Origin of the sequence: Pseudoalteromonas sp. HL-AS1 (assembly GCF_031198785.1) — a bacterium.
Classification (GTDB): Bacteria; Pseudomonadota; Gammaproteobacteria; order Enterobacterales; family Alteromonadaceae; genus Pseudoalteromonas; species Pseudoalteromonas distincta.
Genome location: NZ_CP133570.1, coordinates 87,823 through 113,937, shown reverse-complemented (window position 1 = coordinate 113,937; position 26,115 = coordinate 87,823). Strand labels below are relative to the sequence as shown.

Below are 26,115 nucleotides of genomic sequence, written 5' to 3'. Positions count from 1 at the left end.
AAAATAACTTTCAGTAAAATTTTGATTCTTTTTGTTTTTTTAGAACATAACAAAACAGATGCATTATAAAGATGGTAATTAAGTCGTATTGTTTTATTAGTTGATAAAATATTAATACAGCGATTGTACTAGAGTGAATGTAAGTATATGCTTTTAATATAATTTTTAATTATAGACTACTTTCAACCTGCTAACATTTTAAAAGCGTTAACTTTTATGCAGCATTTTTTAAATTACTTAAATAAGCTTCACTTTTAGTACTGCATGGCTTAACTAATGAATTTAATTAAAAATTTTTGAAATAAAAAATAACTTATACGGTCTAGGTTACTTCTACGTTTATTAATATTCATTTAAGGAAATTTTATGACAGGTTCAATGAATTCTGATGTGCAAAACCGTTTGCAGTGGTCACTTTTATCTTTGCGTTTAGGCGTGTTTATTGTAATGGTTATGTGGACATTCGATAAGTTTGTTAATCCTGGGCATAGCGCACGTATTTTTGAACATTTTTACGGTATTAGTGGCTCTACAGATATAGTGGCTTACATTATTGGTGCGGTGCAGTTAGTGCTTGTTTTAGCATTTTTAGCAGGTATTAAAAAGCGTATAACGTACGGTATCATTTTTGTAATGCATGGTTTATCTACGCTTTCTTCGTACAACCAGTACATAGATGGCTTTAATAACTTATTATTCTTTACTGCATGGCCGATGTGGGCTGCGTGTTTTGCACTTTACTTATTACGCGATCAAGACGTGAAATTTACTGTTAAGTAATAAAGTACATGCAAAAAATTGGTTATAAGCCATAAGGCTTATAACCAATAAGTACACAGGGAGTGTGTGGAAGTCGGTTTGCATGTTATGCAACTAATGCATTGCGTCGTTGTATTGCTCAGCAAGGCTCTCTTTTTGCCCTTCGGTAAGTGCTTTACCCGCTAATTGAAACACTTCGTGTTCTTCTTCACTTAAATGATGATGTACCAAATGGTGTAGCTTTTTAGCTGCAACTAACCATGCTGACGAGCTCATTTCGGTATCTTCAAGTTGTTCAATTAATTCATCAATTTCGTGATGTTCAGCTACGCTGTGGCGCGCTTTTTCATGAGTTAAGTCATCAAACATAAGTGGGTTATAAAAGTAACGTTCTTCAAATTTTGCGTGATTTTCTAATTCTATTTTTAGCTCATCCATTAGCGTGTGGCGCTGCTCTGTGTCGCCGTGTGTTTGAATAAGCGCATCTACCAATTCTCGTTGTTTGTCATGGTCATGACGTAGTGCTTCAAAAATATTCATAACTAGTCCTTTTACAATTTATTTGCTTATATCATTAACTAGCAAACTAAATGCCAAATATTAAGTTATTGTATTTTAATAAATTTAATTTAATTTTTTATTCTTTGGCTGCGATCACTGTAAATTTTACAGTGATATGAATGCAATAATTTCAGGTTTTTGCGTAGTTCAATTATAAAAATGAGTATAAATCCCTACAGAACCTTACAAATATTTACTGGTTGTTTATTTTATTGCAGTGATAAAGTAACAGCGTTATTTAGGTACAACCTATATGTTACTCCCACATATAACATCAATCGGTATAAATGCAGGTAGCACGTTAACTTAATAGGATAGTTTAAGGATGAACATAAAAACCCCCATCGCCTCATTATTGCTGTGCGCTCTACTGAGTGCATGTAGTACTGCCTCGCGTTCTGACCCTAACTTATGCATTGAAAAAGCTGGAACGTTTGATCGAAATTGCGCTCAAACAAGCTCACAGGTTTACAATCAATGCATTAGCGCACAAATTAAAAAGGATGAAAAAAATGATACTTTTTTTGATGCCATCGGTACGTTCTTTTTTGAATTTTTTGTAATGGTGGTAGAAAAGTAAATAGGCTAACTTGCAGATGTAATTTAGAGTAAATCAGTTGCGTAAAAATAGGATTAGTTATGAAGCAATTGTTGATAGCAATTTCACTTTTATTATTAAGCGCTTGTGCGGCGCAGCCTTACGCAGGCTCGGCAAAATGTATGGAACAAGCTGATATTGCATACGAAACCGATACACGTAAAAACGAGACATTAGATAATGAATGCAAAGCTGCAAAAGTAAATACGCCTAATAAAGAGCTTGAGAATCATGGCTTGGTTGATAGAAGCCTTTTACAGCTAATCGTTAGCTTTTTAAATGGCGTATTTTAATAGTAAAAATATAATTAAATAAGGTATGTATGAGGGAAGAACTAAGAGCAAAAATAATTACCGTGTGCGATAAAAAAATAGCAGTTAAAGGCGAAAATGTAGGGCTTTCTTTTTATGCATTTTTTGCTAATAAAAACGATGACCCAGAGCTACTTATGGAAGCTGCTACTTGGTGGATACACACCCATAAATTAGATCATTTTGTAAAAGCACATAAAATTAAACAGATGGTTTTAGATGGACTTTAGTCAATTAACTGAGAAAGTACTTTTAGCTGTATTTATCTAATCAACAACGACTTGGTTTCTTCCGTTTTCTTTTGCTTTATAAAGTAATTTATCTGCATGTTTAATAAGAACATCTAGCGTGCTTTTTAAAGGGTTACTTACAGAGGCTCCAACACTAAAAGTGATTTTTGTATCACTAGGAAGGTCTTTTATATTACTACAATGCTCGGTAAACCTAGTGGCTAGCTGGTTAAAGATATCTCGAATAGCTAGTTTGTCAACCGAATTTAGTGCAAACAACCATTCTTCGCCGCCGTAGCGGCCAAACTGATGATCACCACTTAGTGTTTCTTTTGCAGCCTTTGCAAAGGAAATAAGAACTAAATCTCCAACATCGTGACCAAATTGGTCGTTAACTTTTTTAAAGTAGTCTAAGTCAACAATTGCTATCGTCATTTTACCTTCATCAAGCTTTGCTTCTGCTGCGCGCATTATTCCTCTGCGATTAGGGCTATTTGTTAGATAATCTGTTAATGAAATATCGTGATATTTTTGACGTTGTCGAGCTTGCCGATAAAATAAAAATAATGAAGCAATCACTAAAATAAACGCAATAGCAGCGCTGAGTCGCCAAATTATTTTTTGTTGGTACTCTTCTTTAGCTTGTAGTTCACTAATGTCTTTTTCGTACTCTAGTTGCTGTATTTTTTCTTCTTTTTGTTTTACTTCAAACTGTACCTGTAGTGTTTTTATATTACTTTCACTGGTAGCTTCGTAGTGTTTTTTTGTATAAAGGAGCTTTTGTTCAATTGCTTCAAAAGCCTCGTTAGTGTAGTTAAGGCGTCGCTTTAGCTCATAGCGTTTACTTAAAAAATCGGCTTTATAAATACTGCGGCTGAATTTATCTAAGTTTAAAAATACCTCATCGTTTGCTTCATTTGCTTGATCAAGTAAATCTAGTTTTATATATATGTCAGCTAACAAAATGAGCGATGCGAGTTGCATGTCGTGTACACCTGCAGAACGAGCAAGCTCAATGTTCTCTTTAGTTAAAGTTAAAGCTTTATCGTAGTTTGCTTGTAAGTACTCAATGCTAGCAATTGAGTATTGGGCAAAGGTTAAGCCTTTTTGCATATTAGCTTTTTTAAAATAGAGCAATGCTTTGTCTAGGTATATTAAGGCATCTTTAGGTTTTTTTATCTCGAGCAATATATTGCCTAAACTCCAATATGCTTTTGCAGTAAAAAGCCCGTCTTGTGTTTGCTCATATGCCGCAACCGCTTTTTTTGCATAATATATGGCTTTGTCTTTTTCGTTTAGATAATTATATGCATCGGCTATTTTTCTAAAAAAGTATCCCTGAGATGCTGAGTCGTCATCTTTTAATGCTAATTCTAGCCCCTCTAGTGCAACATTTAGGGTCTTTTTCAATGCGTCTGTATCGGTGTAATAGTAAGCAAGTGCTCGTAAAATAATAATTTTTTCTTTAGATGAATGCTGTTGCAGGCTCTCTTCTAATTTTGTGGCTAGCTTGTGTGCTGGAGCTGGGTTTGCATCCCTCGCTAGAGACTTGAGTTGTGATTCGAGAAATAATAAATATACACTTTTTTGGTTTGGTAACTCTTTGTTCTTTAAGTAATAGGATAAGTGAGTATTTAACGCTGCGTATTTTTCTTGTCTAAAAAGTAACTCCGCATACAAAGCGGCCGCTTCTAAATGAAGCTTTTCCCAATTTTGATCTTTGCTTATTTTAAACGCTTGAGTGAGTTTGTCTCCATTTTGAAGATAGTCTAATTCATTTAGTTTTATGTTATTGATGAGAGTTTGAGTCGTGTCAAAGTCTAGCGCATGTGAAGTTGCATTTAATGAATCGCCGTTAGCAGAGGCAAGTTTACTAAAAAGTAAAAATAAAAGAAGAACAATATACTTTGCCCATAAAGTATTACCTAAAAGCTTTATTTGTGTATTGTTAGCCATGTTAATCCTTTGCTGATTTATTTTTATTATTGAAATACTTATTCACAGTGCTTAATAAACTTGGGTTTGAACAGTTTTTTATACTTCTCATTGAAAAAATAAGACCACAAATGATATCAATTTAATTAATAAAAACAAACACATTGTATAATATAGTCGCTGTAGTTATGGGTTTTATTAAAAATCAGCGGCTACTTCAAACTCTAATCGTTTAAGCGTAATAGGGTGAGTAAATGCTAAGTATTCTGCATGTAAATGTAATCGTTCGGCTTTTTGCCCGTAATGTGTGTCGCCTATAATTGGCATGTTTAAACCTAAGCTGTGCGCACAATGCACTCTTAATTGATGAGTTCGCCCTGTTTTAGGGTATAACTGTAATCGGGTAATATTGTTGTTACGCTCTAAAACCTGCCAGGTAGTAAGTGATGGCTTACCGTGTGTGTAACACACCATTTGGCGCGGTTTATCATCAAAGTCGAGCACTAAGGGTAAATCAATCACTCCGCTATCCCCAGCTACGTTGCCATTAACTAATGCGACATAACGTTTATCTATGGTGCGTTCAATAAACTGCTTTTGCAGTGCTTTGTGCACGCGTTTATTAAGCGCAATCATCAATAACCCAGAAGTCGACATATCTAATCTGTGTACAATTAGTGGGCCTGATGCCTCTGGAAACTGCGTTTTTATGCGCATATAAACTGAGTCATCAATATTAACGCCAGGTACCGATAAAAACTCAGCGGGCTTATTTACCACAAGTAAGTCGTCATCTTTATAAACAATACTTAAATCTTTACCCTGAGCAGGGTTGATAAGTAGCGGGTTATCTTCAACATCTAAACCCTTTAGCATGTGCCCAAGTATTGGTTGGCATTTACTGTAACAAGAAGGGTAGTAGTTTTTATGCTGCCTAATTGCTGATTTAGGTGCTGCTCCCCACCAAAACTCTGCCATAGCAAGTGGCTTTAAGTCATGTTTATAGGCGTATTGTAATAATTTAGGCGCTGCACAATCGCCAGCACCCGAAGGAGGAGTGTGCTCAGGTAATGCTGCAAAAATAGCATTTAAATCTGTAGTTTCACCATTTGCATTTAAAAATTGGTACTGTGCAAATAGCTTTTTTTGTAAGCTTTTAGAAAGCGTTTTACGGCGTTTTTTTAAATGAGTAATTTCATCAGAAATATTACTGTGTGTTTGCTGCAGTGACTCGATTATATTTTGCCAATAGGCTTTAAGTGCCAGCAGTTGCTTTTTTTCTACGATGCTTTGCCCTGCAAGCTTATTTTTTAACTGCTCAAAATCACTTTCGCTAAGCTCTAATTTGCCTTCGGTACGTTGTATTTTACGTTGCTGGCGACCGGCTTGCATTACTGCCTGTTGGGCTAATAGTGCTTGCTGGTAGCTTTGTGTTGCATCATCAAGTTTGCTATTAACTTCAAGCAGTTGTTCACTATTTTCTAATTGCTCAATTTGAGCATTAATATCGTTAATTATTTTACTTTGAGCCAAATAGGTATCGTCTTGCAGCTGCATGCTAGAAACAGGCGGCACAAAGCTAATATTGCCTTTATCACCTTCAATTTGCCCCGAATAAGCGCTTAAAAAGCCTAATTGTTGCTTAGCATTTTGCACCACTAAAACCCCAAACATTTTACCTGCATTTTCTGCTTTTAAATGCGTTAACGTTTCAAGTTGTTGCTGTAATTGTTTTGTGGCTGCTACAGCTAATGGTTGCGGCTCGTAATAAAAAGGGAAAGTAAACTTTTCAGGAAGCGCGAGGGCATCAATATTTTGAGAAAATAATGTAAAGCAAGAAGCAGAATTTGACATAGAAGTAAGAGAAAAGCATTCAGTAAAATAATTGAGCGCATAATAACATATTCATAGTTAAGCCACTAAAAATCTCGCACCCGCATATTCATAAACACTTTAAAGCGGACATTCATGTTTTATGTATCAGTATGGGGGCGCAGCAAACCTAGGAGTCTCGTTTGTTAGTAAAGTCTCAGTAGTAATATATCTATCATTATCAAAATACTTAAGCTTATCGATTCTCAATAATTGAGCGCATTTCGAAACGATGACTTACCTGATAGATCAGAGACGAAAAATCAATTTACAGAATAACTGAATATTTAGGAGTTCTATATTATGAGTCAAAATATCGCAAGTTTTATCACTAAAACCCTCGAACAAGCTGGCGTAAAACGTATTTGGGGAGTAACTGGCGATTCACTTAACGGCATTAGTGAAAGTCTGCGAAAAATGGGAACAATTGAGTGGCTAGGAACGCGACATGAAGAAGTTGCCGCATTTGCAGCTGGTGGCGAAGCCCATTTATCAGGCGAGCTTGCGGTGTGTGCGGGTTCTTGCGGGCCGGGTAACCTTCATTTAATTAATGGCTTATTTGATTGTCAGCGCAATAATGTACCAGTATTAGCAATTGCCGCACATATTCCTTCATCTGAAATTGGCAGTAGTTATTTTCAAGAAACCCATCCGCAAGAATTATTTAAAGAATGCAGTGTGTATTGTGAAATGGTGTCGAGCCCTGAGCAAATGCCGTACCTGCTAGAAACAGCAATGCGACAAGCAATATTAAATAAAGGCGTGAGTGTACTTGTGCTACCTGGCGACATAGCATTAAAAGATATGCCTAAAGCTATCAAACCAAAATGGAACGTGCCAAGGCCAGCAACACATACTCCCGCTTTATCTGATATTGAAGCAATGGCGACTCATCTTAATAAAAGTAAAAAAGTAACCTTATTGTGTGGTGCAGGTTGTAAGGATGCCCACGACGAAATTGTTGCGCTAGCCGAAAAATTACAAGCACCGATTGTGCACGCCATGCGCGGTAAAGAATTTATTGAATACGATAACCCTTACGATGTGGGTATGACCGGATTTATTGGCTTTGCGTCTGGCTATCATGCAATGCAAGAAGCCGATACGTTATTAATGATTGGTACTAGTTTTCCTTATCGTGCTTTTTATCCTGAAAATACCACCATATTGCAAATTGATAATCAGGCAGCGTCACTCGGGCGACACGTGCAAATTGACTGTGGTGTATTAGGCGATACAAAAAATTCAGTAACAACACTGCTTGATTATATTAAAGGTGAACGCACAAGTTCACACTTAGAAAAAAGTGTTAAAAATTACAAAGAGTCTCGACAAGATCTCGATGAACTTGCCAGTGGAAAAACGTCGCAAAATTTAATTCACCCGCAATATCTAACGCGTTTACTAAACGATAAAGCAGCACAAGATGCTGTGTTTACTTGTGACGTAGGTACGCCAACAGTGTGGGCTGCGCGTTATTTATCAATGAATGGTAAGCGTCGCTTAATTGGCTCGTTTAATCATGGCTCTATGGCGAATGCGATGTCGCAGGCAATGGGGGTTCAATCTGTTGATAGAGATCGCCAAGTAATTGCAATGTGTGGTGATGGTGGCTTTTCGATGTTAATGGGGGATTTAATCTCACTTAAGCAGCTTAATTTACCAATAAAGATTGTTGTTTATAATAATCGCTCACTTAGTTTTGTAGCTATGGAAATGAAAGCCAGTGGGTTTTTATCAAGCGATACCGATTTAGAAAACCCAAGTTTTGCTAACATTGCACAGGCTTGTGGCTTAAAAGGGATTCATGTGGATGACCATGAAAAATTACCATCAGCAATGAACGAGATGATGAACCACTCAGGACCTGTTGTTTTAGAAGTCGATACTGCAAAACAAGAGCTTTCAATGCCACCGCAAATCAAATTAGAGCAAGCAAAAGGCTTTAGTGTTTACATGATGAAAGCGTTAATAAATGGTAAAGGTAACGAGATTGTAGAGCTTGCCAAAACTAACTGGTCACGCTAGTTAGTTACTCCCCTATTGAGTATTTTGGCTCAATAGGGAAGTGCTATAGTAATAATACTCACAGTCATCCTCGTACATTAATAAGCGATGGCGGCTTGTAAGTAATTGTACCAAAATAGAAAATCATATATGGTTTATCGTTAACTAAGTGAATAAAAACATGTAAATAATAGAAACTTTTTAAACTTCATTTGCACTCCCATAATCATTTTTAAGGATAAATATGTCACTCCAGTTTAGCGATCTAGATGAATTACTATCGAAAGTCCGAAATACTCATGCTAAAAAATATTTTAATGAGGCAATAGTTGCTTACCGTGCCGGCGCGTATCGAGCTTCAGTGATTTCTACTTGGATTGCCATTTGCGTTGATGTAATTGAAAAAGTTAGAGAACTAAGTGTCAGTAATGATGCCGTAGCTAAAGCAATAGAGATCAAACTAGAGGCAATACAGCCTAATAACTTTGCTGGGATGCAAGCATTTGAGAAAGATATATTAACTTATGCATGTGATGAGCTTGAGATTATATCTCACATTGAAAAAGCTCATTTAGAAAGAATTAAAGATGATCGTAATGTCTGCGCTCACCCTACATTCTCAGCAGATGGTAGGCAATTTACTCCATCCCCAGAATTGACACGAGCATATATTGTACAGGCTGCTAATTATTTATTATTGAAGCTTCCTATGAAAGGTAAGGTTATTGTTCAAGATATCTTCAATTTGATAAATGAAGAGTCTTTCCCTGAAGACGATGAAAAAGCGTTCACAGTTCTCTCATCTGATAAGTATCTGGGGCGAGTGAGAGATAGCAGTGCCCGTAATTTGACTATAATTTTATTAAAAAGAATATTTAAGGATGAAGATGGCTTAGATCCTTCATTATTGACAAAAATATCAGTTTCACTTGGAGCAATTAGTCGAATTTTTCCAATTGTATATTCGGGTGTCATTCAAGATAAGTTGTCGCAGATGCTTGCTGAAACTGATGATCGTAAGTTAATTAGGTGCTTGCCCTTCTTAAATGTTAGACCTGAGATATGGGGAAAAATTGATGAGGCTATTGTTGTAAGGCTAGATAGTTGTATATCAAATATGGATCTAGAAACAATGCTTCATTATCAGGTAACTGATTTGGCTGATAAGATTCATGCTGTTAATTTACTTTTTCTGAGGGCAATTAAAAAAGATAGCTTTGATAGTATAGCTAAATTATTAAAATCAACTCCATACCCATCTTTGAAAAATGAGGCCATTAATTATTTTGTTAAATCAGGGAGTTTTGCATCGGCATACTCTAATGGTATGAACATCCTTCTTCCTTATTCAAGGTTTATGGAAGAAAATGATTTAAAAGTATTATTCAAAGGCGTTATGGAAAATGGAAGCTGGGGTATAAATCAAATATTGGATGCTGGTGGAATAGATGAGGTTTTTAGTAATCTATATATTAATACTAAAGACACTGTAATTAACCATTCAGAGATATGGCTTGAATTTATTGCTTTAATAAAAGCTAAAGAACTTAAGTACAAATCTCTTACTGCTTTGTTAATTAGTGATGGTTTAATTAAGGCGGACGTAAAAAAAGAAGATGTTAGAGACCAAGCTAAAATTTAAATTCAATAAGTTTTCCTAAAGGCTATTAAGTACTCGCTTTACTCAATTAAAGTAAAGCGAGCGCTCAGTATCACTTACAAACTCTTTTTAGGCGGTAGGGCTACGTTTGCAAATATTAGTCCTGCAACAAGCGACATAAATATTAAAAACGTTTGCTGGCCTATATGCTCTGCGTATATAAAGTCTTGGCCTTCAATGAGTGAGTTTAAGCCAATATAGGTTTTGCTACCTGGTACTAATACAATCAAGCCTTGCATGGCCACAATAGAGGCCGGCGCATTAGCAACGCGGTTAAACAAGTTACTAAAAATACCCACCGACAAAGCACCCACAAACGTACCTAATGTGTAATCAAGGTACATAGCCGAGCCAATACTGGTGCCGTACGCTATAAAGCCTGATGCTATAGACCACACAGCGTGCTTAAGTTTGGTTCTAAAAATAACGATTAAGCTGCTACAAAGTAAAAATATAGCCAGCCATGCGGTCCACTTTGGTAATGGCTCAGGTTGTACAAAGTCAGCTTGCCCAAAGAGTGCAAAGCCAATGCCTATGCCAATAAAACCGCCAAAATAGAGTTTAAATAACAGCATAAACGAGTCCATGACTCGCGCAGTACCCGACACTAAATGCCGCGCTGCAAGCTCTGCTAAGCCAAGCGCGAGTGCTAAACCTGGTATAAATACAATAATGGCCGAAAGTACCACCAAGCGTATGTTTATTTCAGGTGTTATATACACACTTACTGCACACGCAAGTATTGCCGATATTATGGCTACCAATGGCTCAAGCATATGGGCTACGCGTTTTGAGCGCCCAGACCAAAGCACAAACAAATAAACAACTAAAGTAAGAAGCGATGACCAAATAACATCAGTCCAGCTAGTACCCATTAACATTGCAAACGCACCACCAGAAGTTGCAAAGGCAACGCCCGTAACAAGTTTATTGTATGGGTTTGGCATGTCGTAGATAGCATCTAGCTGGGCGTCAACTTCTTGTAAAGTTAGCTTGTCGTCAAGCATTTGGTTTACAAGGTCGTCGGTGTCGGCAAGTGAGCCTAAATCGTGATCGCCAGGGTCTACACGCGCAACGTGGGTGTACTCGTCTTCGTGGCCATCAGTCCAAATAACAAACGTTACCGAAGTTGGCGACATAACAAACGACGATTTAAGTCCTAAATATGTAGCCACTTCCATTAGGTGGGCTTCTAGGCGGTAAGCAGGCGTACCATACTTGTGAAGCATTTTACCCAATTTAACGATAAATTTGCGTTTTTCTGTAAAGGTTGCAGTTTTCAAATCTTTTTGGACCAAATATTGCGATAACTAAGCTAAAAATATAGACAATACAGCTAAAACTGCCCACGTTTGATGGGCGCGATTTTAAACACTAATTGGTGTGTGTCTAGTCATTTTTAATCTAATTTTTTATTTTTTTCAGCTATCCATTGCGACATGTATTGAGTGCTGCGCATTGTATGATGTTTGAGCATTTGGCCTGTAAAGTTTTTTCCGCGATGAGCCTCTAAATCGCTACTTATTGAATCAATTTTTTTAATTAACACCGTGCTCAATTGTGCTTTATCGTAAAGCGTATTAAGGAGCGTGTTGCCATTTTGCTGCGCTTGTTCAAAGTCACTTTGATTGGTGTACATTTCAACAGCAGCATTGGCAAAATCGTCGGCAGTGTTGGCTATTTTACCAGGCCATGGTAAATCGTTATGCATGCCCTCTGCACCAATATTAGTGGTAACGCTGGGTGTTTGCATAATCATGGCTTCAAGCAATTTACCTTTTATGCCTGCACCAAAACGCAGTGGTGCTAAACATACGCGTGCGCTTTGCATTACATCTAACGCATTATCGGCCCAGCCTTTTATTAAAAACCCTGTTTTAGGGTTATTTAGTGCCGTGGCTTTTGGTGGTGGGTAAGAGCCATAAATATGTAGTTCTGCTTTTGGGAGTTGCTTGCGAATAAGTGGCCATATTTTTTGTAAGTAAAGTACAGCATCCCAGTTTGGCGCGTGTCTAAAGTTACCTATGGTCATAAAGTGCTGGCGCTGCTCAAACGATTTTGTACTTGTAGGTAATGAGCTTAAATCGACCATAAATGGTAAATGGTGTAATAAGCTTGGCTCTATTTTAAATACGCTGTTTAGCAGGCTCATTTCATAACTTGAAATAATTAAGCTTAGGTCGCAGCGTAAAATAGCGGCAATTTCGCGTTTTGCTATGTCTGAGTGTAAATCGCTGGTTGTAAACTCGCGCTCACCTTTAAACGCTTCGTGACGAGCGTTACGCAAACATTGTAAATCTTCGGTATCGAGAATTTTAACGGCATTTGGGCAATGTTTATCGACGCGCCAGCCAAATTGTTCTTCCATCATAAAGCGGTCAAACATGACTATATCTGGGTTATAGGCTTTAACGTATTCGTCAAAGCTGTCGCAGTTTAGTGCAATGCTTTGGCTGGTTATACCAAAGTCGTCAAGGTTTACCATGTGGTCGGTGCGCTGCGCGGGCGTTGCAAATTCAACGTCCCAGTTTTGCGCTCTAAATGCATTTAATAACGACATCATGTGCGTTCCCGCAGCAGACGAATTTGGCTCTGGCCATACGTAGCCAATTACCAGCACTTTTTTCATTGGCTAGAATCTCTAATTTGTAAGTTTACATTTACCAGTGTTTTTACTGGCGGGGCTGTATTTTGTTGTAGCTCTTGCAGTATTAAAAGGCACCGCTTAGCTATATCAGTTGTACTAATAGCTACGGTGGTTAAGTGATTATTTATAACCGCGCTATTAGGAATGTGGTGGCAACTCACTACTTTAATAGAGTGATGAGTTAATGAGTTAATAGCGGCAATAACACCTTGAGCAATAATATCGTTTGCACACACCACTGCGTTTAATGTGGGGTTGTGTTTATATGCTTCTATAAATGCATTTTTAGCGCTAAGGACTGTGTTTACTGCGCAGTCAATGGGTGCTAATGGTGTAATGCTGTGCTGCGCGCATGCGGTATTAAAGCCACTTTGCAGTGCTTGTGAATCACTTAAAGTAAGTTCATTGCCTATAAATGCTATGTTTGTCACGCCTTGTGCGAGTAAATGCATACTGGCTACGTGGCTGGCTTTTTTATAGTCGGGTAATACACACGGAGCTGCGCTAAAGGGCACTTCACTCATTAAGGTAATTACTTTGTGTTGCGCGCTGAGCGCATCAAGCCATTTGGGGCAAGTATTAGCAACGGGGCAAATAAGAAATGCAGCTGCGTTGTATTCTTTTAAGTTTTTAACTGCGTTTGCTTGTAGCTCAAGACTATTATTACAGCTTACAATCATGGCTTGTAAGCCATTGTCGTTTAACAAAAGTTGTAAGCTGGTAGCAAGGTGTGCCATAGCTGGGTTAGTTAAATCATTTATTACTATGGCCACTAAGTTAGAGCGTTTTGAGCGCATAGCAGCGGCATCACGATTATAAACGTACCCTAGCTCATCTATCGCTTTGAGTATTTTTTGTTTACTTTTATTGCCCACTTTATCGCTTTGGGTAAGCACCAACGATACGGTTGATTTTGATACACCAGCACGCTCTGCAACATCAAAAATGGTGACTGATTTGGCTTTGTTATGCATTGTATTTTAAGTACCGCAGTGGTGAATAAATAGCGCTGTAGTTTAGCTTAATCAGCACTATTAAGTCATCTTTTAGAGGTGTTTAACTTACCTTAATACTTTATGAACAAAGCAAAACGTGTTTATATACGCCTATAAGAGTAAAAAATAACAAAAGGATAAAAACATGAGCGCTTTTAGGCTGTTAGTTGCCTTTATTTGTTGTGTGGCATTAGTCCCAACAAGTTACGCCGAGCAGGGCTATCAAACCCCATCACCCGAACTTGCAGCATTGGTTGACGCTAAGTTAGCACCCACTAGTTACTTATCGAGCGATGGCCAGTGGCTAGCGCTTTTTGAAAGCAAACGTGTAGTAACCCTTGATGAACTTGCAAAAGAAGAGCTTAAGCTTGCTGGTATTAAGCTAAACCCCGCTAATTTTTCGCGCTCTCGTGTGAGTGCCAAATTTAGTGCTGTGGAGCTAAAGCATGTTCAAAGCGGGTCGGTTATTAGTATTAATAACTTACCTAATGGCATTATCCGCTCACCTAAATGGTCATCTAATAGTAAATATTTAGCCTTTGTTGTTGAGCAACCAACCCAAGCCAACTTATGGCTTTACAGCGTTGAAACCAAACAAGCAAAAGAGTTAACTAGTGCTGCGTTAAATTCGGTACTAACTGCATCGCCATATAAATGGCTGCCAGATAGCAGCGCCATTGTTGCAAATCTTGCTGTTAATTTTGGTAAACCAAGGCTTGAAAATAACAGCCAAAATGTAGTGCCTGTTATTCAACAAAGTACTGGCGAAAAAGCGCCAGCACGTACTTACCAAAATTTATTAACCAGCCCGTTTGATGAATCACAGTTTAAGTTTTACGGCCAAGGGCAATTGGCTTACATAACGCTTGATGGCAAAACTCAAGCAATAGGTAGCCCTTCTTTATTTAAATCGTTTTCGGTATCACCTGATTCTACCAATATTTTAGTTGCCGGTATTAATGAGCCGTTTTCGTATCAAGTGCCTTACAGCCGCTTTGCAAGCACGTGGCAAATATGGGGCATGCGCGGCTATGCATTAGCAGAGCTGGCAAAACAGCCACTTGCCGATAATATTCCACAAGGTTACGACAGTGTACGCACTGGCCGCCGTGATTTTGAATGGCGAGCCGATCAAGGCGCTGAAGTTATTTGGGCCGAGGCGCAAGATGGCGGCGACATGAAAACCGACGTTGAGCATCATGATTATGTTTACAGCTTACGTGCACCATTTAAACGCGAGCCCAAATTATTTGCCAAAGTAGAGCGCCGTTATGCGGGAATGGAGTGGGGCAACGAAAACGTAGCCATGCTGACAGACTGGCGCTTTAGCGATCGCCAAGTACGTACTTACATAGTGCAACCACGAAATGCCGACAGAAACCGCGTGCTATTTTCAGAGCGTAGTTACAACGATGCGTATAAAGACCCAGGGAATGCAATTTACGAGCGCAACGATTTAGGCGCAAACGTAATTAAAATTGTAGGCGGGCGTTATATTTACCTGCGCGGTAATGGTGCTTCAGAGCAAGGTAATGTGCCGTTTTTAGATAGGTACGATGTTAAAACAAATAGCAGCAAGCGTTTATGGCAATCACAAGCGCCATACTATGAGCGTGTTCGTTCACTACTTGATGACGAAGGTGAGCGCTTTATTACTATTCGCGAATCTAAAACTGAGCAACCTAACTTTTTTATACGTGATTTAGATAACGACACGTTAACGCAACTAACGACATTTGAGCATCCGTACCCTGCATTTAAAGGCGTAACTAAAGAGCAATTACGTTATAAACGCGACGACGGTGTTGAGCTTTCGGGCATGCTTTATTTACCACCAGGGTACGATAAAACACAAGGCCCGTTACCTGTGCTTATGTGGGCTTATCCACTTGAATACAAAGATAAAGCCGTAGCATCACAAGTACGCGAATCGCCTTATGCATTTACCTACATTGGTTATTGGGGGCCAATGCCTTACCTTGCTAAAGGGATTGCTGTGTTTGACGACCCTAAAATGCCAATAGTGGGTATTGATGGCAGCGAGCCAAACGATAACTTTAGAAAGCAGTTAGTATCAAGTGCGCAAGCAGCTGTTGATGTATTAGTTAAAAAAGGTATTGCCGATAAAAACAAAATTGCCATAGCAGGGCACTCGTATGGTGCATTTATGGTTGCTAACTTATTGGCTCATAGCGATTTATTTAAAACAGGTATTGCCCGCAGTGGCGCGTATAACCGCACATTAACGCCGTTTGGTTTTCAAGGAGAAGAGCGTGATTTTTGGCAAGCACAAAGTGTGTACGCTAATATGTCGCCGTTTTTCCATGCTGAAAAAATTAACGAACCAATGCTAATGATCCACGGTCAAGAAGATCCTAATTCAGGAACCTTCCCAATGCAAAGTGAGCGCATGTACGCAGCGCTTAAAGGTTTAGGTAAAGATGCCCGCTTAGTAATGCTCCCTTATGAAGCACATGGTTACCGTGCGCGTAAAAGCTTATTACATGTATTGTGGGAACAAGAACAGTGGTTAGATAAGTATTTGCTAAGTGATAGAGCAAAGCCAGTAGAGGTTATTACTGAACCCGTGGTAAGTGCTGGGCAATAGATGCTTTTAACATATGCGGTGGGGTGCAAGAAGACCCACCCTCAATCTCACGGCACTTTCCCAATGCAAAGTGAGCGCATGTACGCAGCCCTAAAAGGTTTAGGTAAAGATGCTCGCTTAGTGATGCTCCCTTACGAAGCACATGGTTACCGTGCGCGTAAAAGCTTATTACATGTGTTGTGGGAACAAGAACAATGGCTAGATAAGTATTTGTTAAATGATACAGCAGAGCCAGTAGAGGTTATTACTGAACCCGTGGTAAGTGCTGGGCAATAGTAATAAACATGAGTAAGTAACAGCGCGGCTACTTATAGCCGCGTTTTTGCTTTTAATATGAGAGTAAATTAATGATTGATGTAGCAGCACTTGCGGTTTTTATTCCTACCTTCTTTTTTGTGTCTATCACCCCAGGTATGTGTATGACGCTTGCCATGACACTCGGTATGAGCATTGGCGTGCGCCGCACATTATGGATGATGATAGGCGAGCTGTTAGGTGTCGCAAGTGTTGCTATAGCTGCGGTATTAGGCGTTGCAAGCGTAATGCTAAATTACCCAGATGCGTTTGCCATTTTAAAGTGGGTAGGCGGTGCATACTTAATTTATATTGGCGTTAACATGTGGCGAGCCAAAGGCAAAATGTCGGTTGATACCTCAAAACCAAGTGACGTAAGTCGGAAGTCGTTATTTACGCAAGGTTTTGTAACCGCAATTGCTAACCCTAAAGGGTGGGCGTTTATGATCTCACTATTACCGCCGTTTATAAGTGTTGAGCATGCTGTAGCCCCTCAGCTTTTAGTATTACTTGGTGTAATAATGATAAGCGAATTTTTATGTATGCTTGCATACGCAACAGGCGGTAAAAGCCTACGTTTATTTTTAAGCCGTGGTGATAATATAAAATGGATGAACCGAATAGCGGGTAGCTTAATGGCTATAGTGGGCGTGTGGTTAGCATTGGGCTAATTATTAAGGTTGATGACAAATATGGCTGGTCAATATTTGCACAGGGCATGGTGTTTTTTAACCTCAAATTAAGTAAATAGAGCTATTATACAAAAATGAGCCAAAAGTATTAACCTAAGCTGAACACCTTGCTGTGGTTACATTTGTTGCTTTTTTTTATGAGTAATTAAGTTTTCTTTATTTTTTTGTGTTGCATTTTTTTATAAATTCGATAATTCTAGTTACATACTCAAGGAAGAATGAATTAAGTCAACGGCTTAGCTTTGTGCTTTCTTGCCTTTTGAACGTACAAGGAATTACCCCATGAAAAAAGCTATTCTATCTGCACTTATTTTTGCACCTCTTTTTGCTGGTTGTGTTTCAACAACTGACACTAATACTTCTGCTAATTTAGACCGAAATGCAGCTGTTGCTGAGTTAACAACTCGGATGGATACTTTAGGTTATTTTCACCCGGTAACAGTTCAAGTCGGTATTGACGAATTTTTAAATATGTCTGCAATTATACTTGAACGTCAGCGCAAAGTTATGGGCGAATACCGCACTCAAACAGATAACTACCGTGATGTACAAGCCTTTTTATATGCCCATCAAAAATCTACACCAGAACAGCTTCAAGCAGCTATTGCTGAATTTGATGCCGGTGCAAAAAATAAAGATGAAGAAATTGGTCATAAAATCGCAGCTTATAACTTAGCAAATGAAGGAATTTATCAGCAAAATGTTGCACTTGCGACTGATTTAACTGTCGAAATTGCTAAGTCTGCTTATATTTTAAGTCAATATAGTACAGCAGTTGCTCAAGCGACCGCTATAAATGTAGGTGGTAAATACGTGACTAGTTGGTTATCTAGCGACGAAGAAAATACAGATTCTGCAAAAGAAGATGATTCTAAAGATATAGGCACCGCGCTTATTAAAGCAAAAGATCAACTTGCGTTAGCACTTGAAGCAAACGACATTATAGAGCTTGAGCAAGCAACAATAACTGCTATAAATGAGCTACAACTTGAGCAAGAAGCGAAAGGCTAATGAAAACAAGCATTTTTGCTTTTTTAATAGCATGTGCTTTTAGTTGTTCTGCTCAAAATTGGCCTGATTGGGTAACCCAACCGCAAAAAAGTGATGAATATATCACTGCGGTTGGTATAGGTGAAAGTCGCTTAGCTGCAAAGCAAGCGGCTTTAGCCGATATTATCACTCAATTAAGTGTTGATGCAAGTACGCAGCAACTACAAAAGCTAACAAAGCAAGATAACCAATCAAGCAACTATTTTGAACAAGCAACTACTTTAACTAGCTTACCGTTTACGTTGACTGGGCTAGAAGAGCTTGATGCGCTTGAGCAAAATAACTTATTTGCTTTAAAAATGGGTGTTAAAAAATCGATTTTAGTGAAAAATCTTAAATCTGATTTATCAAAATTATCTCGCATTTTTGCGCCAAAAAATAACACTGAACAACGCTTTATTTGGGCGCTTAAAAATAGTGGCGAACTTAATGTTGCGACAAAAAAATTAGCAGTATTAGAGCACCTTTCCGGGCCTAAGCTATTTATTCAATCGACTTTAAATAATTTATTAACTGAGCAAGCAAAGGCATTAAATGCTGTTTCTTGCGATGTGATAGGCGCTAATAACATTAGCGAGATTAAATCTGCACTCAATAATGCACTCCCTCATAACGGCGGTACACGCTTATGGGTGCGCCCTCAAATACGCTGGCAGTATGCTAAATCTAATAATAAATACTCTGCTAAAGCTATTTTAACTCTAGCGCTTACGCGCAGTTCAACCCCTTTTAAAGTGTTATTGCAACAGGATCTTGTTGCGCAAGAAAGCGCTGCAACACAAGAAAATGCAAAGCAAAAAGCAACCAATAATTTAGTACATCAACTTAAAGCGCCTGCTAGCCAGTGGCTGTTTGATATTTAGGAATAGCAATGAAATTAGTAAAAAAATTAGCTCTATCTGCACTAACACTCGCCTTATTAGCTGGTTGTAATTCTACACCACAGCAAGGTCGTTCTACTCAGCAGGGTAATGTGAGTAATACTGCTTCAAATGCTGTTATAGCTAAAAGTGCATACATATTTAACGATGCAGATATAACTATGCCAGCTTATTTTGATACACAAGGCTTAGAGCGTTGTACGTTCGATGTAAATAATGAAACCGACAGCTGCCCACTTAAAAAACCGATTGTACGTATGTACTTTGACTTAGCTGGCGTGAGTGGCAGTGGTATTGGTGTTGATGCGATGCGTGAATTTGATAATAAAAATTTATTACTCATGCTTGAAAATCAATTTGCAGGTATTAATCGCTTCAGAATAGTAACCCGTGATGACGATGCTATTTCAAAAGAGCAGCAATTAATTTTACAACAGCAAGGCGTAAAAACAGCGGCCAAACGTGCCGAAGTGAAAGCATTAATCCCCGATTTTGTCGTGAAAATTGATTCATTAAGAACACTAAAAACTGAAGGCGCGATTACAGATTGGGCCGATTACACATTAGAGCTAACAACCGGTGTGATAAATCCGCAAACACGTGAAAAGCTATCGCATCCTAATTTAGGAAAGATTCGCGTTAAATCTGAAGATATACGCGATCGCTCGGAGCTAAAATTCACGACAGTAAGCGGACGATACGCTGCGGGTTTTCACTTTGATCAAAGTGCTCATGTAAATGCAGTACTTAGTGACATGGGATCGCGTGGTATTGATATTTTACTTACTCGTATGTTGAGTGAAATGCCTGCAACAGCACAAGTATTAGGCATTAAGGGTAGTAAAATCAGTTTAGACCGAGGCCAAAATGCGGGTGTATTACCTAATGAAACAATGATTGTTTTTAGCTATGAAGCTGGATTCGTTGAGCCAATTGGCGTTGCAAATGTAAACCCTTCTATTAACAGTGCCCAGGGCGAAATCATCCGCTGGAAAGATTCTGATATGGCTGATGATGTTAAAAATAAAGCTGAAAATGGAATTTATCGCCCATCAAATGGTACAAAAATATTTGCTGTTTCTGTAGGTACTCCAGCTGACTTTTTGGAGAATCGTACATGATAAAAAAGCTTGGCTTATTAGCATTATGTTCTTTGAGTGCGCAAGCTCAAGTGGATGTATTGTCTGATGGTACGCTACAAACTCAGGCATGTTCATATGGGCGAGGTAGTACGGCTATTTCGGGTGCAAAAGCTCAGGCTAGTGCTGAGCTTATAAGTTTTATTAAACGTAATAAAAGCCTAACAACCCAAAGTGTGCAGCAACATTTAACAACAAGTTTAGATGATGATGCCGCCAGCTTATATGAGCAGCAACGCACTACAATGATGGAAGGTTTGAGTGCTGGTGCCGTTCCTTTAAATTACTCAACGCCTACGCTTAGTGGTAACGACACTTGCATGACTGTAAGCCTTAACCCGCAAGAGTTAGGAGAGCCGCAAGAGCATAACTGGCAGCAAACCACTCAAAATATTAGTGTGACAGTAATAGGCCAAGGCTGGAAAAAAGAAGGTAAAACAGCACTGACGATTGCAGAGCAAGATGCTCTGCAACGAGCTGTATCACAAGTTGTAGGTGTGTGGCTTACTCAGCAGCATACGCAATCATCAAGCATGAGTATGAATATTGTTGATGGTAACGAATCAACAAATATGCAAGAGCTAATAGGGCAACAACTTTCGAGTCATAGTGAAGGGCTTGTTAAAGAGTGGCAAACGCTGCAAACCAAAGAACTACAAAATGGAGGTGTGGAAGTCACCGTTATGGCTGTTGTAGAGAAATCACCTCTAATTCAAAAAGCATCTAAATTACTGAGCATGATTGGTTCGCCTAGAGTACAAGTTATTGCGCCAGAGCCATTAAAAACAGAGCTGAAAGTTTGGCTAAATGAGCAAGGTATTGAAGTTGGTAACGCGGCTAGTTTAGTTATTTATGCAAAATCTGAAGTGATTAAGCGAGGCAATAATAGACAGCTTTATTTAAGTGCTGATGTTAGAGATTTAGCTGGAAACATTTATGGTCAGTGGAAAAACGATCCTTCATTTATGTCGTTGCCTAATGAGCCTTACGTAGAAAAAGATTTAATGGCAGTACATTTGGCGAGTGAGTCACAATCAAAGGCACTTCATAACACGCTTAATAATGCATTTACTCAAGTTGTTGCAAGAGGGGGGTTGGTTCGTGAAATCATGCTGCCAAGCAATAAGCTAACGCAACCAGAAAAATTGCATGATGTATTAAGTACGTTAGGTGGAGTGAGCGATGTATCTATACATAAACAGCAAAAATATACCGTAGCCAGCCTTAGATTTAAAGGTAATACCGGTGAACTTGCTCATGCGCTCGATCAGGCGCTCATAACAATAACAGCAAAAAACCTTTCAAAAATTACAGTCGAAGACGATTTTACACTCAGGTACAAATAAGGATAGATGATGAAATTAAAAATATTAACATTAGCAATGGTTTTAGCTATGCCTGCAATCGCAGCGGAAGAATTTAGCTTAACAGATATGATCCCAGCTCGCCCTGGCGCGCAAGTAGCGGGTGCTGAACAAGCACAGGTTTCTGGCGATGTAGTGGTTGCAAAAGATACAAACGTTGCAGTTGCTGTTGCTCATCAGGCACTGATGGATGACAACGAAGACGGTATTAAAATGATTCAGGTTGGCAGCGGCACCGGTATTTTATCTATTGGTAGTGCAAGTTATAACACCTACGAAAATATGAATGCGACGTTGCTGTCTAAACGTGGTGCTTATAATCAAGCTTATTTAATTGCGAAAAAACAATTAATTGAAAATATGAAAGGTGTTGAACATCAATGTAGCAATGTAGTGTCTGCAAGAATGGATGTTATAGATACGGGCGTTGAAGGTACGGCAAACGAACAAACTAATATGATGGAAGCGTGTACAGAGTCTGTATCGGGTTCGTTAGCGGGTTTTGTTACTTATGACGTGTACGACAATATTGGTGAGAAAGGTGTACGCGTAAGTTTAATATCGACTCCTAAAACACGTTCACAAATTAAAGGTAATCGTGGTGCTGTAGCAGTAACTACTGAGCCCAATGTAATTTTTCAACAAGTAATAAGTGATGTTAAGAGTGGTGTTTTACCACCTGTTGGCGCCAAAGTACTTACTAATGCTGATACTGGTGAAGTTATCGTTTTAGGTTATGGGTCTGCAATTGCTCGTCAAAATAGAAATAGCAATGTTGCTCGCAAGCTTAAAGGCGTTGCTAAATCACAATCGCAAACTCGCGCGCGTTCTGCGTTGCTTGCCACTATCCAAGGTGAAAAAGTGTATTGGCAAGGTAGCTTTGACGAAAAGCAAATGGAAGGTACAAAGCAATTTGAGTATGAAGATCCTAATTTAAACGACCCACAACAAGTAGAAATTTTAGAAGAAGACCGAAGTACATTTTTGAATCAATTAAAAACGTCTGATGAGTACTCAACCGTTGCAAAAGGTAAATTACCACCGGGTGTAAGTGTTAAAAGCTTTGCAAGTGATGATGGATTTTGGCAGTACAGCGTAGCTGTTTATGCGCCAAGCTTAGAAGCTACAGCACGCAAAGCAGCTAAAGAGATGGAAGGTAATAATGGCCAAACTGTTAACGGTGTAAGTCACCACGGCCACAAAATAAAAGCACACGGTGGGTTAAACGAAAAAGCGGCTAACCCTCAGGGTGCATCAGGTAAAGTAGCGAGCGAAAAGGAACTTTAATGCTAGCACCTATTTTAGCGCTTTCGTTGGTGGCTTCGGCCACTTTCGACTCAGAGCAAACAATTGAACAACAAACTGCTTTTTTTAAAAGTCAGACTAATGGTCAATACGCCCGAGTAATGGCGTTAAAATCGAGTGCAAAAAATGCGCTTGAGCAGGCATGTCGAAATGCATTGACCCTGCCACAGCGCAGTATTATTAAAAATACTTTAGCTAAAAAGCTCAATATAGCTTTGCCAGAGTCGGTAAGCTTTATTGACGCTGAAATTATGGACTATAAGCAAGAAAAACAGCAGGAATGGTTAACTTGTACTGGCGTTGTAACACCTGCTGCGCAAGATATAAACGAAGCTGGACTTGCCGTTAGAGCTGCTTGGCATGTAGGTAGCCAAAAAGATAAAGCAAACTTACGCCCTTTATTACAAGTTGCATTGAATCACCCTACAACAATGTCTGATGCAGTAGCATTAGCTGCTGCTCTGTCACCAGAGGGGCAACGTTTGAACTATCTCGATAAATATTTAAAAGCGAGTGAGTTAAAACTCGATGAAGCTAAAGCCTCTGTTGCACAAACGTGGTTTGTTAATGAGCGTTATAAACAAGTTATTTCGCTAACTCAGCAATGCGAAAGCATAGACTGTAAGCGTTTAAATTTAGCCGCTCAAACTGAGTTTGATAATCTATCTGCTGATGATTTAAGTAGTTATTTTTAATTTTATAGGGATATAAAAAATGCACTCAAAAGTTAAAATACGACTAAAAATTAGCGCGTTAGCTTGTCTAACACTTAGCTTAAATAGCTTAGCTCAAACAAGTGAAGAAGCCGAATTTGAGGCTTTTTTAAAAGCGCAGCAAAGTGAGTTTAGCCAGTACGAGCAACAGCAAAAGCAAGAATTTGAAGCGTTTGTAAGTGCCTGGCATGATGCGCAAAGTGCATATTTAAAACAAGTAACCGAAAAGTGGCAAGACCCAAACCTGCCAAGCTCAAAAGTGTGGGTAAAATACAGTGATGATTTAAATAAACGCACCAGTGTGAATTTTGAAAGTGGTGAAGTTGTAGTTGAGTTATTAAATAGCCAAAACGACGAACAAGCTGTTGAATATGCAAAAGATCAATTAAATGAGCTTTCACAAGTAACAGTAGATAAAACACTTTCAAATGATCCGGTTTATATTGCGGCTAATAACACAATAAACAGCAAAAGTTTTACCTCAACGGGTAAGCCTTTAAATAGAAAAATTGAGCAAAGTAAGTCACCAACAACGATTCAACCTAAAAAAATAGCCGAGCAAACAGTGCTCTCTACAGAGATTGTAGAGCAGGTGCTCACTGCCAAGGCACCTGTTATAACTAAACAAAAAAACAGAGTAACAATTAGCTATAAATTGCCCGATAATACACTTTCGAATCAAGCAAAGCGTTACCTACCAGAAGTTCAACAGCAAGCTAAACGTTATAACTTAGATCCCGCATTATTATTGGCAATTATACACACTGAATCAAGCTTTAACCCGCTTGCCCGTTCGCCAATTCCTGCTTTTGGTTTAATGCAAATAGTGCCTACTTCCGCGGGTAAAGATGTGAGCAACTTTTTGCAAGGTAAACCGCTATTACTTAGTCCTGAGTACTTATTTCAGGCTGATAATAACGTAGAGGCAGGGAGTACTTATGTGCATATTTTAAGTAGTCGTTACTTTAAAAATGTACGTAATGAGCAATCAAGAATTTATATGAGTATTGCAGCTTATAATACTGGCCCAGGTAACGTAGCCAAAACGTTAAGTGGTTCTAAATCACTTAACCAGGCAAGTATTGCTGCTAATTCAATGCCTGCAGAGAAAATTTATACCTTAATGGTTAACAACTTACCTGCGCAAGAAACCCGAAATTATTTACAAAAAGTGGTTAAACGCACCGCTTATTATCAAAAGCAATTGAAAGGAATTTAAAATGAAAAAATTATTACCAGTTATAGCTGCTTTAGCTTTAGGTGCGTGTTCAAGCACTGAAAACACGCAATCTGCGCCATTGGCAAAAAACGATTCAGTACCAAGCTGGGTGTTATTGCCTGTGTCTGATAAAGGTTTAGCGTCGTCGTCATGCGTTCCTTGGTCGGGCAGTATGTCTACCGATAGAGCGCAAGCAATTGCAGCAGCTCGCGCCGATTTATCACAGCAAATACAAGTTAAAGCAAGCGTTATGGACAAGCTATATCAACGTAAAGCGCAAAGTAATGATGAGCTAAACGTTGGTGGAACTTTTGAGCAAGTAAGTAAGCAGGTTGCGCAGCAAAGCCTTGTGGGCGCTATTCCACAAGAAGTTGCCTTTGCTAAATTAGACGGTGTAAAGCAGCTTTGTACATTTGTTGTAATGAGCAATACACAAGAAACATTTAATAACCTAGTCGCTCAATCTGGTAAGCGTTTAGACCCAAGTTCACGAGAAGCGCTTTACGAAGAGTTTAAAGCCCAAAAAGCGATGAAAGATCTTGAAAAAGAGTTAGAAAATTTAAATAAGTAACTTATTGAGTTAAATATTAAAAGCTAAATTCTAATATTTAAAATGATAATAAATATAAATCAGATTAATAAATTTTATAGGGCTAATATTTATCATTAGTCCTAATTCAATCGTAGTAAAACAAGGAGACATAATGTCATCTATCACGGAATTAAAAGACAACATCAACACTAAAACTTTGAATTTAGTACTTCTTACATTTGTTACCGCTGGTATTTATGCAATTATATGGATGTTTATAAATACACCAAAGCTAGAGAAATTAACCTCTAAAAAGATAGCTGACAATACATTTCTGATTTGGTTAGCTGTGTGCGTGGGGCTTGGTGGTGCTTTGGTGGGTACCGGTGAGGAGTCTTTGGATGTTATTTCTGGTTTACTTACTATTGCCTCTTGGGTCTTATATATTATTTGGTCTTTCCGTGCAAAAAGTGCTTTACAAGAATACGCACTAACAGAACATAAAGTGGATCTTAGAATGAATGGTATTTATACTTTCTTTTTAACTATTTATTACATCAATTATTGTATTAATGATTTACCAGAAGCTCAGAGAAAACAACAAATATTATCAGGGCAAGAACCTAAAGCTGATAATTTATAAATAATATTTTCGTAATTTAACAGTTGGTTTTAGTAAAATATAACCAACTGTTTGCTAGCCAATTAATGTATTAACTTTATCACTTAAAGTAATTGTTCTA

The 26,115-nt window shown here is 38.5% G+C and carries 24 protein-coding genes; 18 read left to right on the top strand and 6 right to left on the bottom strand.

Annotated features, from left to right (window positions below; genetic code table 11):
- The first annotated feature begins 366 nt into the window (after nucleotides 1-366).
- On the top strand, nucleotides 367-780 hold the full coding sequence (locus RB214_RS17545; protein ID WP_002960120.1) for a hypothetical protein: 414 nt from the start codon (nucleotides 367-369) through the stop codon (nucleotides 778-780).
- A gap of 93 nt (nucleotides 781-873) precedes the next feature.
- Here the strand turns inward: RB214_RS17545 and RB214_RS17540 are convergent, their stop codons facing one another.
- The gene (locus tag RB214_RS17540) at nucleotides 874-1,299 is read right to left on the bottom strand and encodes a hemerythrin domain-containing protein (RefSeq protein ID WP_309169305.1); all 426 of its coding nucleotides are present in this window, start codon (nucleotides 1,297-1,299) and stop codon (nucleotides 874-876) included.
- A gap of 346 nt (nucleotides 1,300-1,645) precedes the next feature.
- Between RB214_RS17540 and RB214_RS17535 the strand changes: the two genes are divergently transcribed.
- Genes RB214_RS17535 through RB214_RS17525 form a run of 3 tightly spaced genes read left to right on the top strand, consistent with a single transcriptional unit; the run spans nucleotide 1,646 to nucleotide 2,459 of the window.
- The gene (locus RB214_RS17535) at nucleotides 1,646-1,900 is read left to right on the top strand and encodes a hypothetical protein (protein WP_309169304.1); all 255 of its coding nucleotides are present in this window, start codon (nucleotides 1,646-1,648) and stop codon (nucleotides 1,898-1,900) included.
- A 59-nt stretch (nucleotides 1,901-1,959) separates the two neighbouring features.
- Nucleotides 1,960-2,211, top strand: a complete 252-nt coding sequence (locus RB214_RS17530) for a hypothetical protein (RefSeq protein ID WP_309169303.1) — start codon at nucleotides 1,960-1,962, stop codon at nucleotides 2,209-2,211.
- 29 nt (nucleotides 2,212-2,240) lie between these two features.
- Nucleotides 2,241-2,459: a DUF6500 family protein gene (locus RB214_RS17525; RefSeq protein ID WP_024591904.1), complete on the top strand. Its 219-nt coding sequence runs from the start codon at nucleotides 2,241-2,243 to the stop codon at nucleotides 2,457-2,459.
- Between the two features lie 36 nt (nucleotides 2,460-2,495).
- On the opposite strand, the gene RB214_RS17520 is transcribed toward RB214_RS17525, so the two are convergent.
- Both RB214_RS17520 and RB214_RS17515 read right to left on the bottom strand, forming a co-directional pair.
- On the bottom strand, nucleotides 2,496-4,415 hold the full coding sequence (locus RB214_RS17520) for a GGDEF domain-containing protein (protein ID WP_309169302.1): 1,920 nt from the start codon (nucleotides 4,413-4,415) through the stop codon (nucleotides 2,496-2,498).
- A 177-nt stretch (nucleotides 4,416-4,592) separates the two neighbouring features.
- Complete coding sequence (locus tag RB214_RS17515; RefSeq protein WP_309169301.1) at nucleotides 4,593-6,248, bottom strand: pseudouridine synthase; 1,656 nt, start codon at nucleotides 6,246-6,248, stop codon at nucleotides 4,593-4,595.
- Nucleotides 6,249-6,569: 321 nt separating this feature from the next.
- Here RB214_RS17515 and poxB point away from each other — a divergent pair, with 321 nt between their 5' ends.
- On the top strand, nucleotides 6,570-8,294 hold the full coding sequence (gene poxB / locus RB214_RS17510; RefSeq protein WP_309169300.1) for a ubiquinone-dependent pyruvate dehydrogenase: 1,725 nt from the start codon (nucleotides 6,570-6,572) through the stop codon (nucleotides 8,292-8,294).
- A gap of 223 nt (nucleotides 8,295-8,517) precedes the next feature.
- The gene (locus RB214_RS17505) at nucleotides 8,518-9,915 is read left to right on the top strand and encodes a hypothetical protein (RefSeq protein ID WP_309169299.1); all 1,398 of its coding nucleotides are present in this window, start codon (nucleotides 8,518-8,520) and stop codon (nucleotides 9,913-9,915) included.
- Nucleotides 9,916-9,989: 74 nt separating this feature from the next.
- Here the strand turns inward: RB214_RS17505 and RB214_RS17500 are convergent, their stop codons facing one another.
- From RB214_RS17500 to RB214_RS17490, 3 genes are all read right to left on the bottom strand, one after another.
- Complete coding sequence (locus RB214_RS17500) at nucleotides 9,990-11,216, bottom strand: threonine/serine exporter ThrE family protein (protein ID WP_002960134.1); 1,227 nt, start codon at nucleotides 11,214-11,216, stop codon at nucleotides 9,990-9,992.
- Nucleotides 11,217-11,332: 116 nt separating this feature from the next.
- Nucleotides 11,333-12,562, bottom strand: a complete 1,230-nt coding sequence (locus RB214_RS17495) for a glycosyltransferase family 4 protein (protein WP_309169298.1) — start codon at nucleotides 12,560-12,562, stop codon at nucleotides 11,333-11,335.
- Nucleotides 12,559-13,554, bottom strand: a complete 996-nt coding sequence (locus RB214_RS17490) for a LacI family DNA-binding transcriptional regulator (protein WP_165743750.1) — start codon at nucleotides 13,552-13,554, stop codon at nucleotides 12,559-12,561. The genes RB214_RS17495 and RB214_RS17490 overlap by 4 nt, the downstream gene beginning before the upstream one ends.
- 166 nt (nucleotides 13,555-13,720) lie before the next feature.
- Between RB214_RS17490 and RB214_RS17485 the strand changes: the two genes are divergently transcribed.
- The 12 genes from RB214_RS17485 (at nucleotide 13,721) to RB214_RS17430 (ending at nucleotide 26,015) form a co-directional block, all read left to right on the top strand.
- Nucleotides 13,721-16,183: a prolyl oligopeptidase family serine peptidase gene (locus RB214_RS17485; RefSeq protein WP_309169297.1), complete on the top strand. Its 2,463-nt coding sequence runs from the start codon at nucleotides 13,721-13,723 to the stop codon at nucleotides 16,181-16,183.
- Nucleotides 16,184-16,459: a hypothetical protein gene (locus RB214_RS17480; protein ID WP_309169296.1), complete on the top strand. Its 276-nt coding sequence runs from the start codon at nucleotides 16,184-16,186 to the stop codon at nucleotides 16,457-16,459.
- 71 nt (nucleotides 16,460-16,530) lie between these two features.
- Nucleotides 16,531-17,148: a LysE family translocator gene (locus tag RB214_RS17475; protein WP_309169295.1), complete on the top strand. Its 618-nt coding sequence runs from the start codon at nucleotides 16,531-16,533 to the stop codon at nucleotides 17,146-17,148.
- Between the two features lie 303 nt (nucleotides 17,149-17,451).
- Nucleotides 17,452-18,180 carry a hypothetical protein gene (locus RB214_RS17470; RefSeq protein ID WP_149593168.1) on the top strand — a complete coding sequence of 243 codons (729 nt, stop codon included), beginning with the start codon at nucleotides 17,452-17,454 and terminating at the stop codon, nucleotides 18,178-18,180.
- Nucleotides 18,180-19,082, top strand: coding sequence for an LPP20 family lipoprotein (locus RB214_RS17465; RefSeq protein ID WP_309169294.1), 903 nt, complete (start codon nucleotides 18,180-18,182; stop codon nucleotides 19,080-19,082). Before RB214_RS17470 ends, RB214_RS17465 begins: the two co-directional genes overlap by 1 nt.
- An 8-nt stretch (nucleotides 19,083-19,090) precedes the next feature.
- Nucleotides 19,091-20,221, top strand: coding sequence for a hypothetical protein (locus RB214_RS17460; protein ID WP_010553654.1), 1,131 nt, complete (start codon nucleotides 19,091-19,093; stop codon nucleotides 20,219-20,221).
- Nucleotides 20,218-21,585, top strand: a complete 1,368-nt coding sequence (locus RB214_RS17455) for a hypothetical protein (protein WP_309169293.1) — start codon at nucleotides 20,218-20,220, stop codon at nucleotides 21,583-21,585. The genes RB214_RS17460 and RB214_RS17455 overlap by 4 nt, the downstream gene beginning before the upstream one ends.
- Nucleotides 21,586-21,594: 9 nt before the next feature.
- A complete protein-coding gene (locus RB214_RS17450; protein ID WP_149593165.1) occupies nucleotides 21,595-22,890 on the top strand; it encodes a hypothetical protein in 1,296 nt (431 codons plus the stop codon).
- The gene (locus RB214_RS17445; RefSeq protein WP_309169292.1) at nucleotides 22,890-23,603 is read left to right on the top strand and encodes a hypothetical protein; all 714 of its coding nucleotides are present in this window, start codon (nucleotides 22,890-22,892) and stop codon (nucleotides 23,601-23,603) included. The genes RB214_RS17450 and RB214_RS17445 overlap by 1 nt, the downstream gene beginning before the upstream one ends.
- Before the next feature lie 19 nt (nucleotides 23,604-23,622).
- Nucleotides 23,623-24,840: a murein transglycosylase domain-containing protein gene (locus tag RB214_RS17440; protein ID WP_309169291.1), complete on the top strand. Its 1,218-nt coding sequence runs from the start codon at nucleotides 23,623-23,625 to the stop codon at nucleotides 24,838-24,840.
- A gap of 1 nt (nucleotide 24,841) precedes the next feature.
- Entirely contained in the window at nucleotides 24,842-25,411 is a 570-nt protein-coding gene (locus tag RB214_RS17435; protein ID WP_309169290.1) for a hypothetical protein, read from the top strand.
- 133 nt (nucleotides 25,412-25,544) lie between these two features.
- On the top strand, nucleotides 25,545-26,015 hold the full coding sequence (locus RB214_RS17430; RefSeq protein WP_309169289.1) for a DUF4234 domain-containing protein: 471 nt from the start codon (nucleotides 25,545-25,547) through the stop codon (nucleotides 26,013-26,015).
- The last annotated feature ends 100 nt before the right edge of the window (nucleotides 26,016-26,115 follow it).

Coding starts and splice junctions, on each gene's coding strand:
- RB214_RS17545 (WP_002960120.1), top strand. CDS start 367: ATGACAGGTTCAATGAATTCTGATGTGCAAAACCGTTTGCAGTGGTCA.
- RB214_RS17540 (WP_309169305.1), bottom strand. CDS start 1,299: ATGAATATTTTTGAAGCACTACGTCATGACCATGACAAACAACGAGAA.
- RB214_RS17535 (WP_309169304.1), top strand. CDS start 1,646: ATGAACATAAAAACCCCCATCGCCTCATTATTGCTGTGCGCTCTACTG.
- RB214_RS17530 (WP_309169303.1), top strand. CDS start 1,960: ATGAAGCAATTGTTGATAGCAATTTCACTTTTATTATTAAGCGCTTGT.
- RB214_RS17525 (WP_024591904.1), top strand. CDS start 2,241: ATGAGGGAAGAACTAAGAGCAAAAATAATTACCGTGTGCGATAAAAAA.
- RB214_RS17520 (WP_309169302.1), bottom strand. CDS start 4,415: ATGGCTAACAATACACAAATAAAGCTTTTAGGTAATACTTTATGGGCA.
- RB214_RS17515 (WP_309169301.1), bottom strand. CDS start 6,248: ATGTCAAATTCTGCTTCTTGCTTTACATTATTTTCTCAAAATATTGAT.
- poxB (WP_309169300.1), top strand. CDS start 6,570: ATGAGTCAAAATATCGCAAGTTTTATCACTAAAACCCTCGAACAAGCT.
- RB214_RS17505 (WP_309169299.1), top strand. CDS start 8,518: ATGTCACTCCAGTTTAGCGATCTAGATGAATTACTATCGAAAGTCCGA.
- RB214_RS17495 (WP_309169298.1), bottom strand. CDS start 12,562: ATGAAAAAAGTGCTGGTAATTGGCTACGTATGGCCAGAGCCAAATTCG.
- RB214_RS17490 (WP_165743750.1), bottom strand. CDS start 13,554: ATGCATAACAAAGCCAAATCAGTCACCATTTTTGATGTTGCAGAGCGT.
- RB214_RS17485 (WP_309169297.1), top strand. CDS start 13,721: ATGAGCGCTTTTAGGCTGTTAGTTGCCTTTATTTGTTGTGTGGCATTA.
- RB214_RS17480 (WP_309169296.1), top strand. CDS start 16,184: ATGCTTTTAACATATGCGGTGGGGTGCAAGAAGACCCACCCTCAATCT.
- RB214_RS17475 (WP_309169295.1), top strand. CDS start 16,531: ATGATTGATGTAGCAGCACTTGCGGTTTTTATTCCTACCTTCTTTTTT.
- RB214_RS17470 (WP_149593168.1), top strand. CDS start 17,452: ATGAAAAAAGCTATTCTATCTGCACTTATTTTTGCACCTCTTTTTGCT.
- RB214_RS17465 (WP_309169294.1), top strand. CDS start 18,180: ATGAAAACAAGCATTTTTGCTTTTTTAATAGCATGTGCTTTTAGTTGT.
- RB214_RS17460 (WP_010553654.1), top strand. CDS start 19,091: ATGAAATTAGTAAAAAAATTAGCTCTATCTGCACTAACACTCGCCTTA.
- RB214_RS17455 (WP_309169293.1), top strand. CDS start 20,218: ATGATAAAAAAGCTTGGCTTATTAGCATTATGTTCTTTGAGTGCGCAA.
- RB214_RS17450 (WP_149593165.1), top strand. CDS start 21,595: ATGAAATTAAAAATATTAACATTAGCAATGGTTTTAGCTATGCCTGCA.
- RB214_RS17445 (WP_309169292.1), top strand. CDS start 22,890: ATGCTAGCACCTATTTTAGCGCTTTCGTTGGTGGCTTCGGCCACTTTC.
- RB214_RS17440 (WP_309169291.1), top strand. CDS start 23,623: ATGCACTCAAAAGTTAAAATACGACTAAAAATTAGCGCGTTAGCTTGT.
- RB214_RS17435 (WP_309169290.1), top strand. CDS start 24,842: ATGAAAAAATTATTACCAGTTATAGCTGCTTTAGCTTTAGGTGCGTGT.
- RB214_RS17430 (WP_309169289.1), top strand. CDS start 25,545: ATGTCATCTATCACGGAATTAAAAGACAACATCAACACTAAAACTTTG.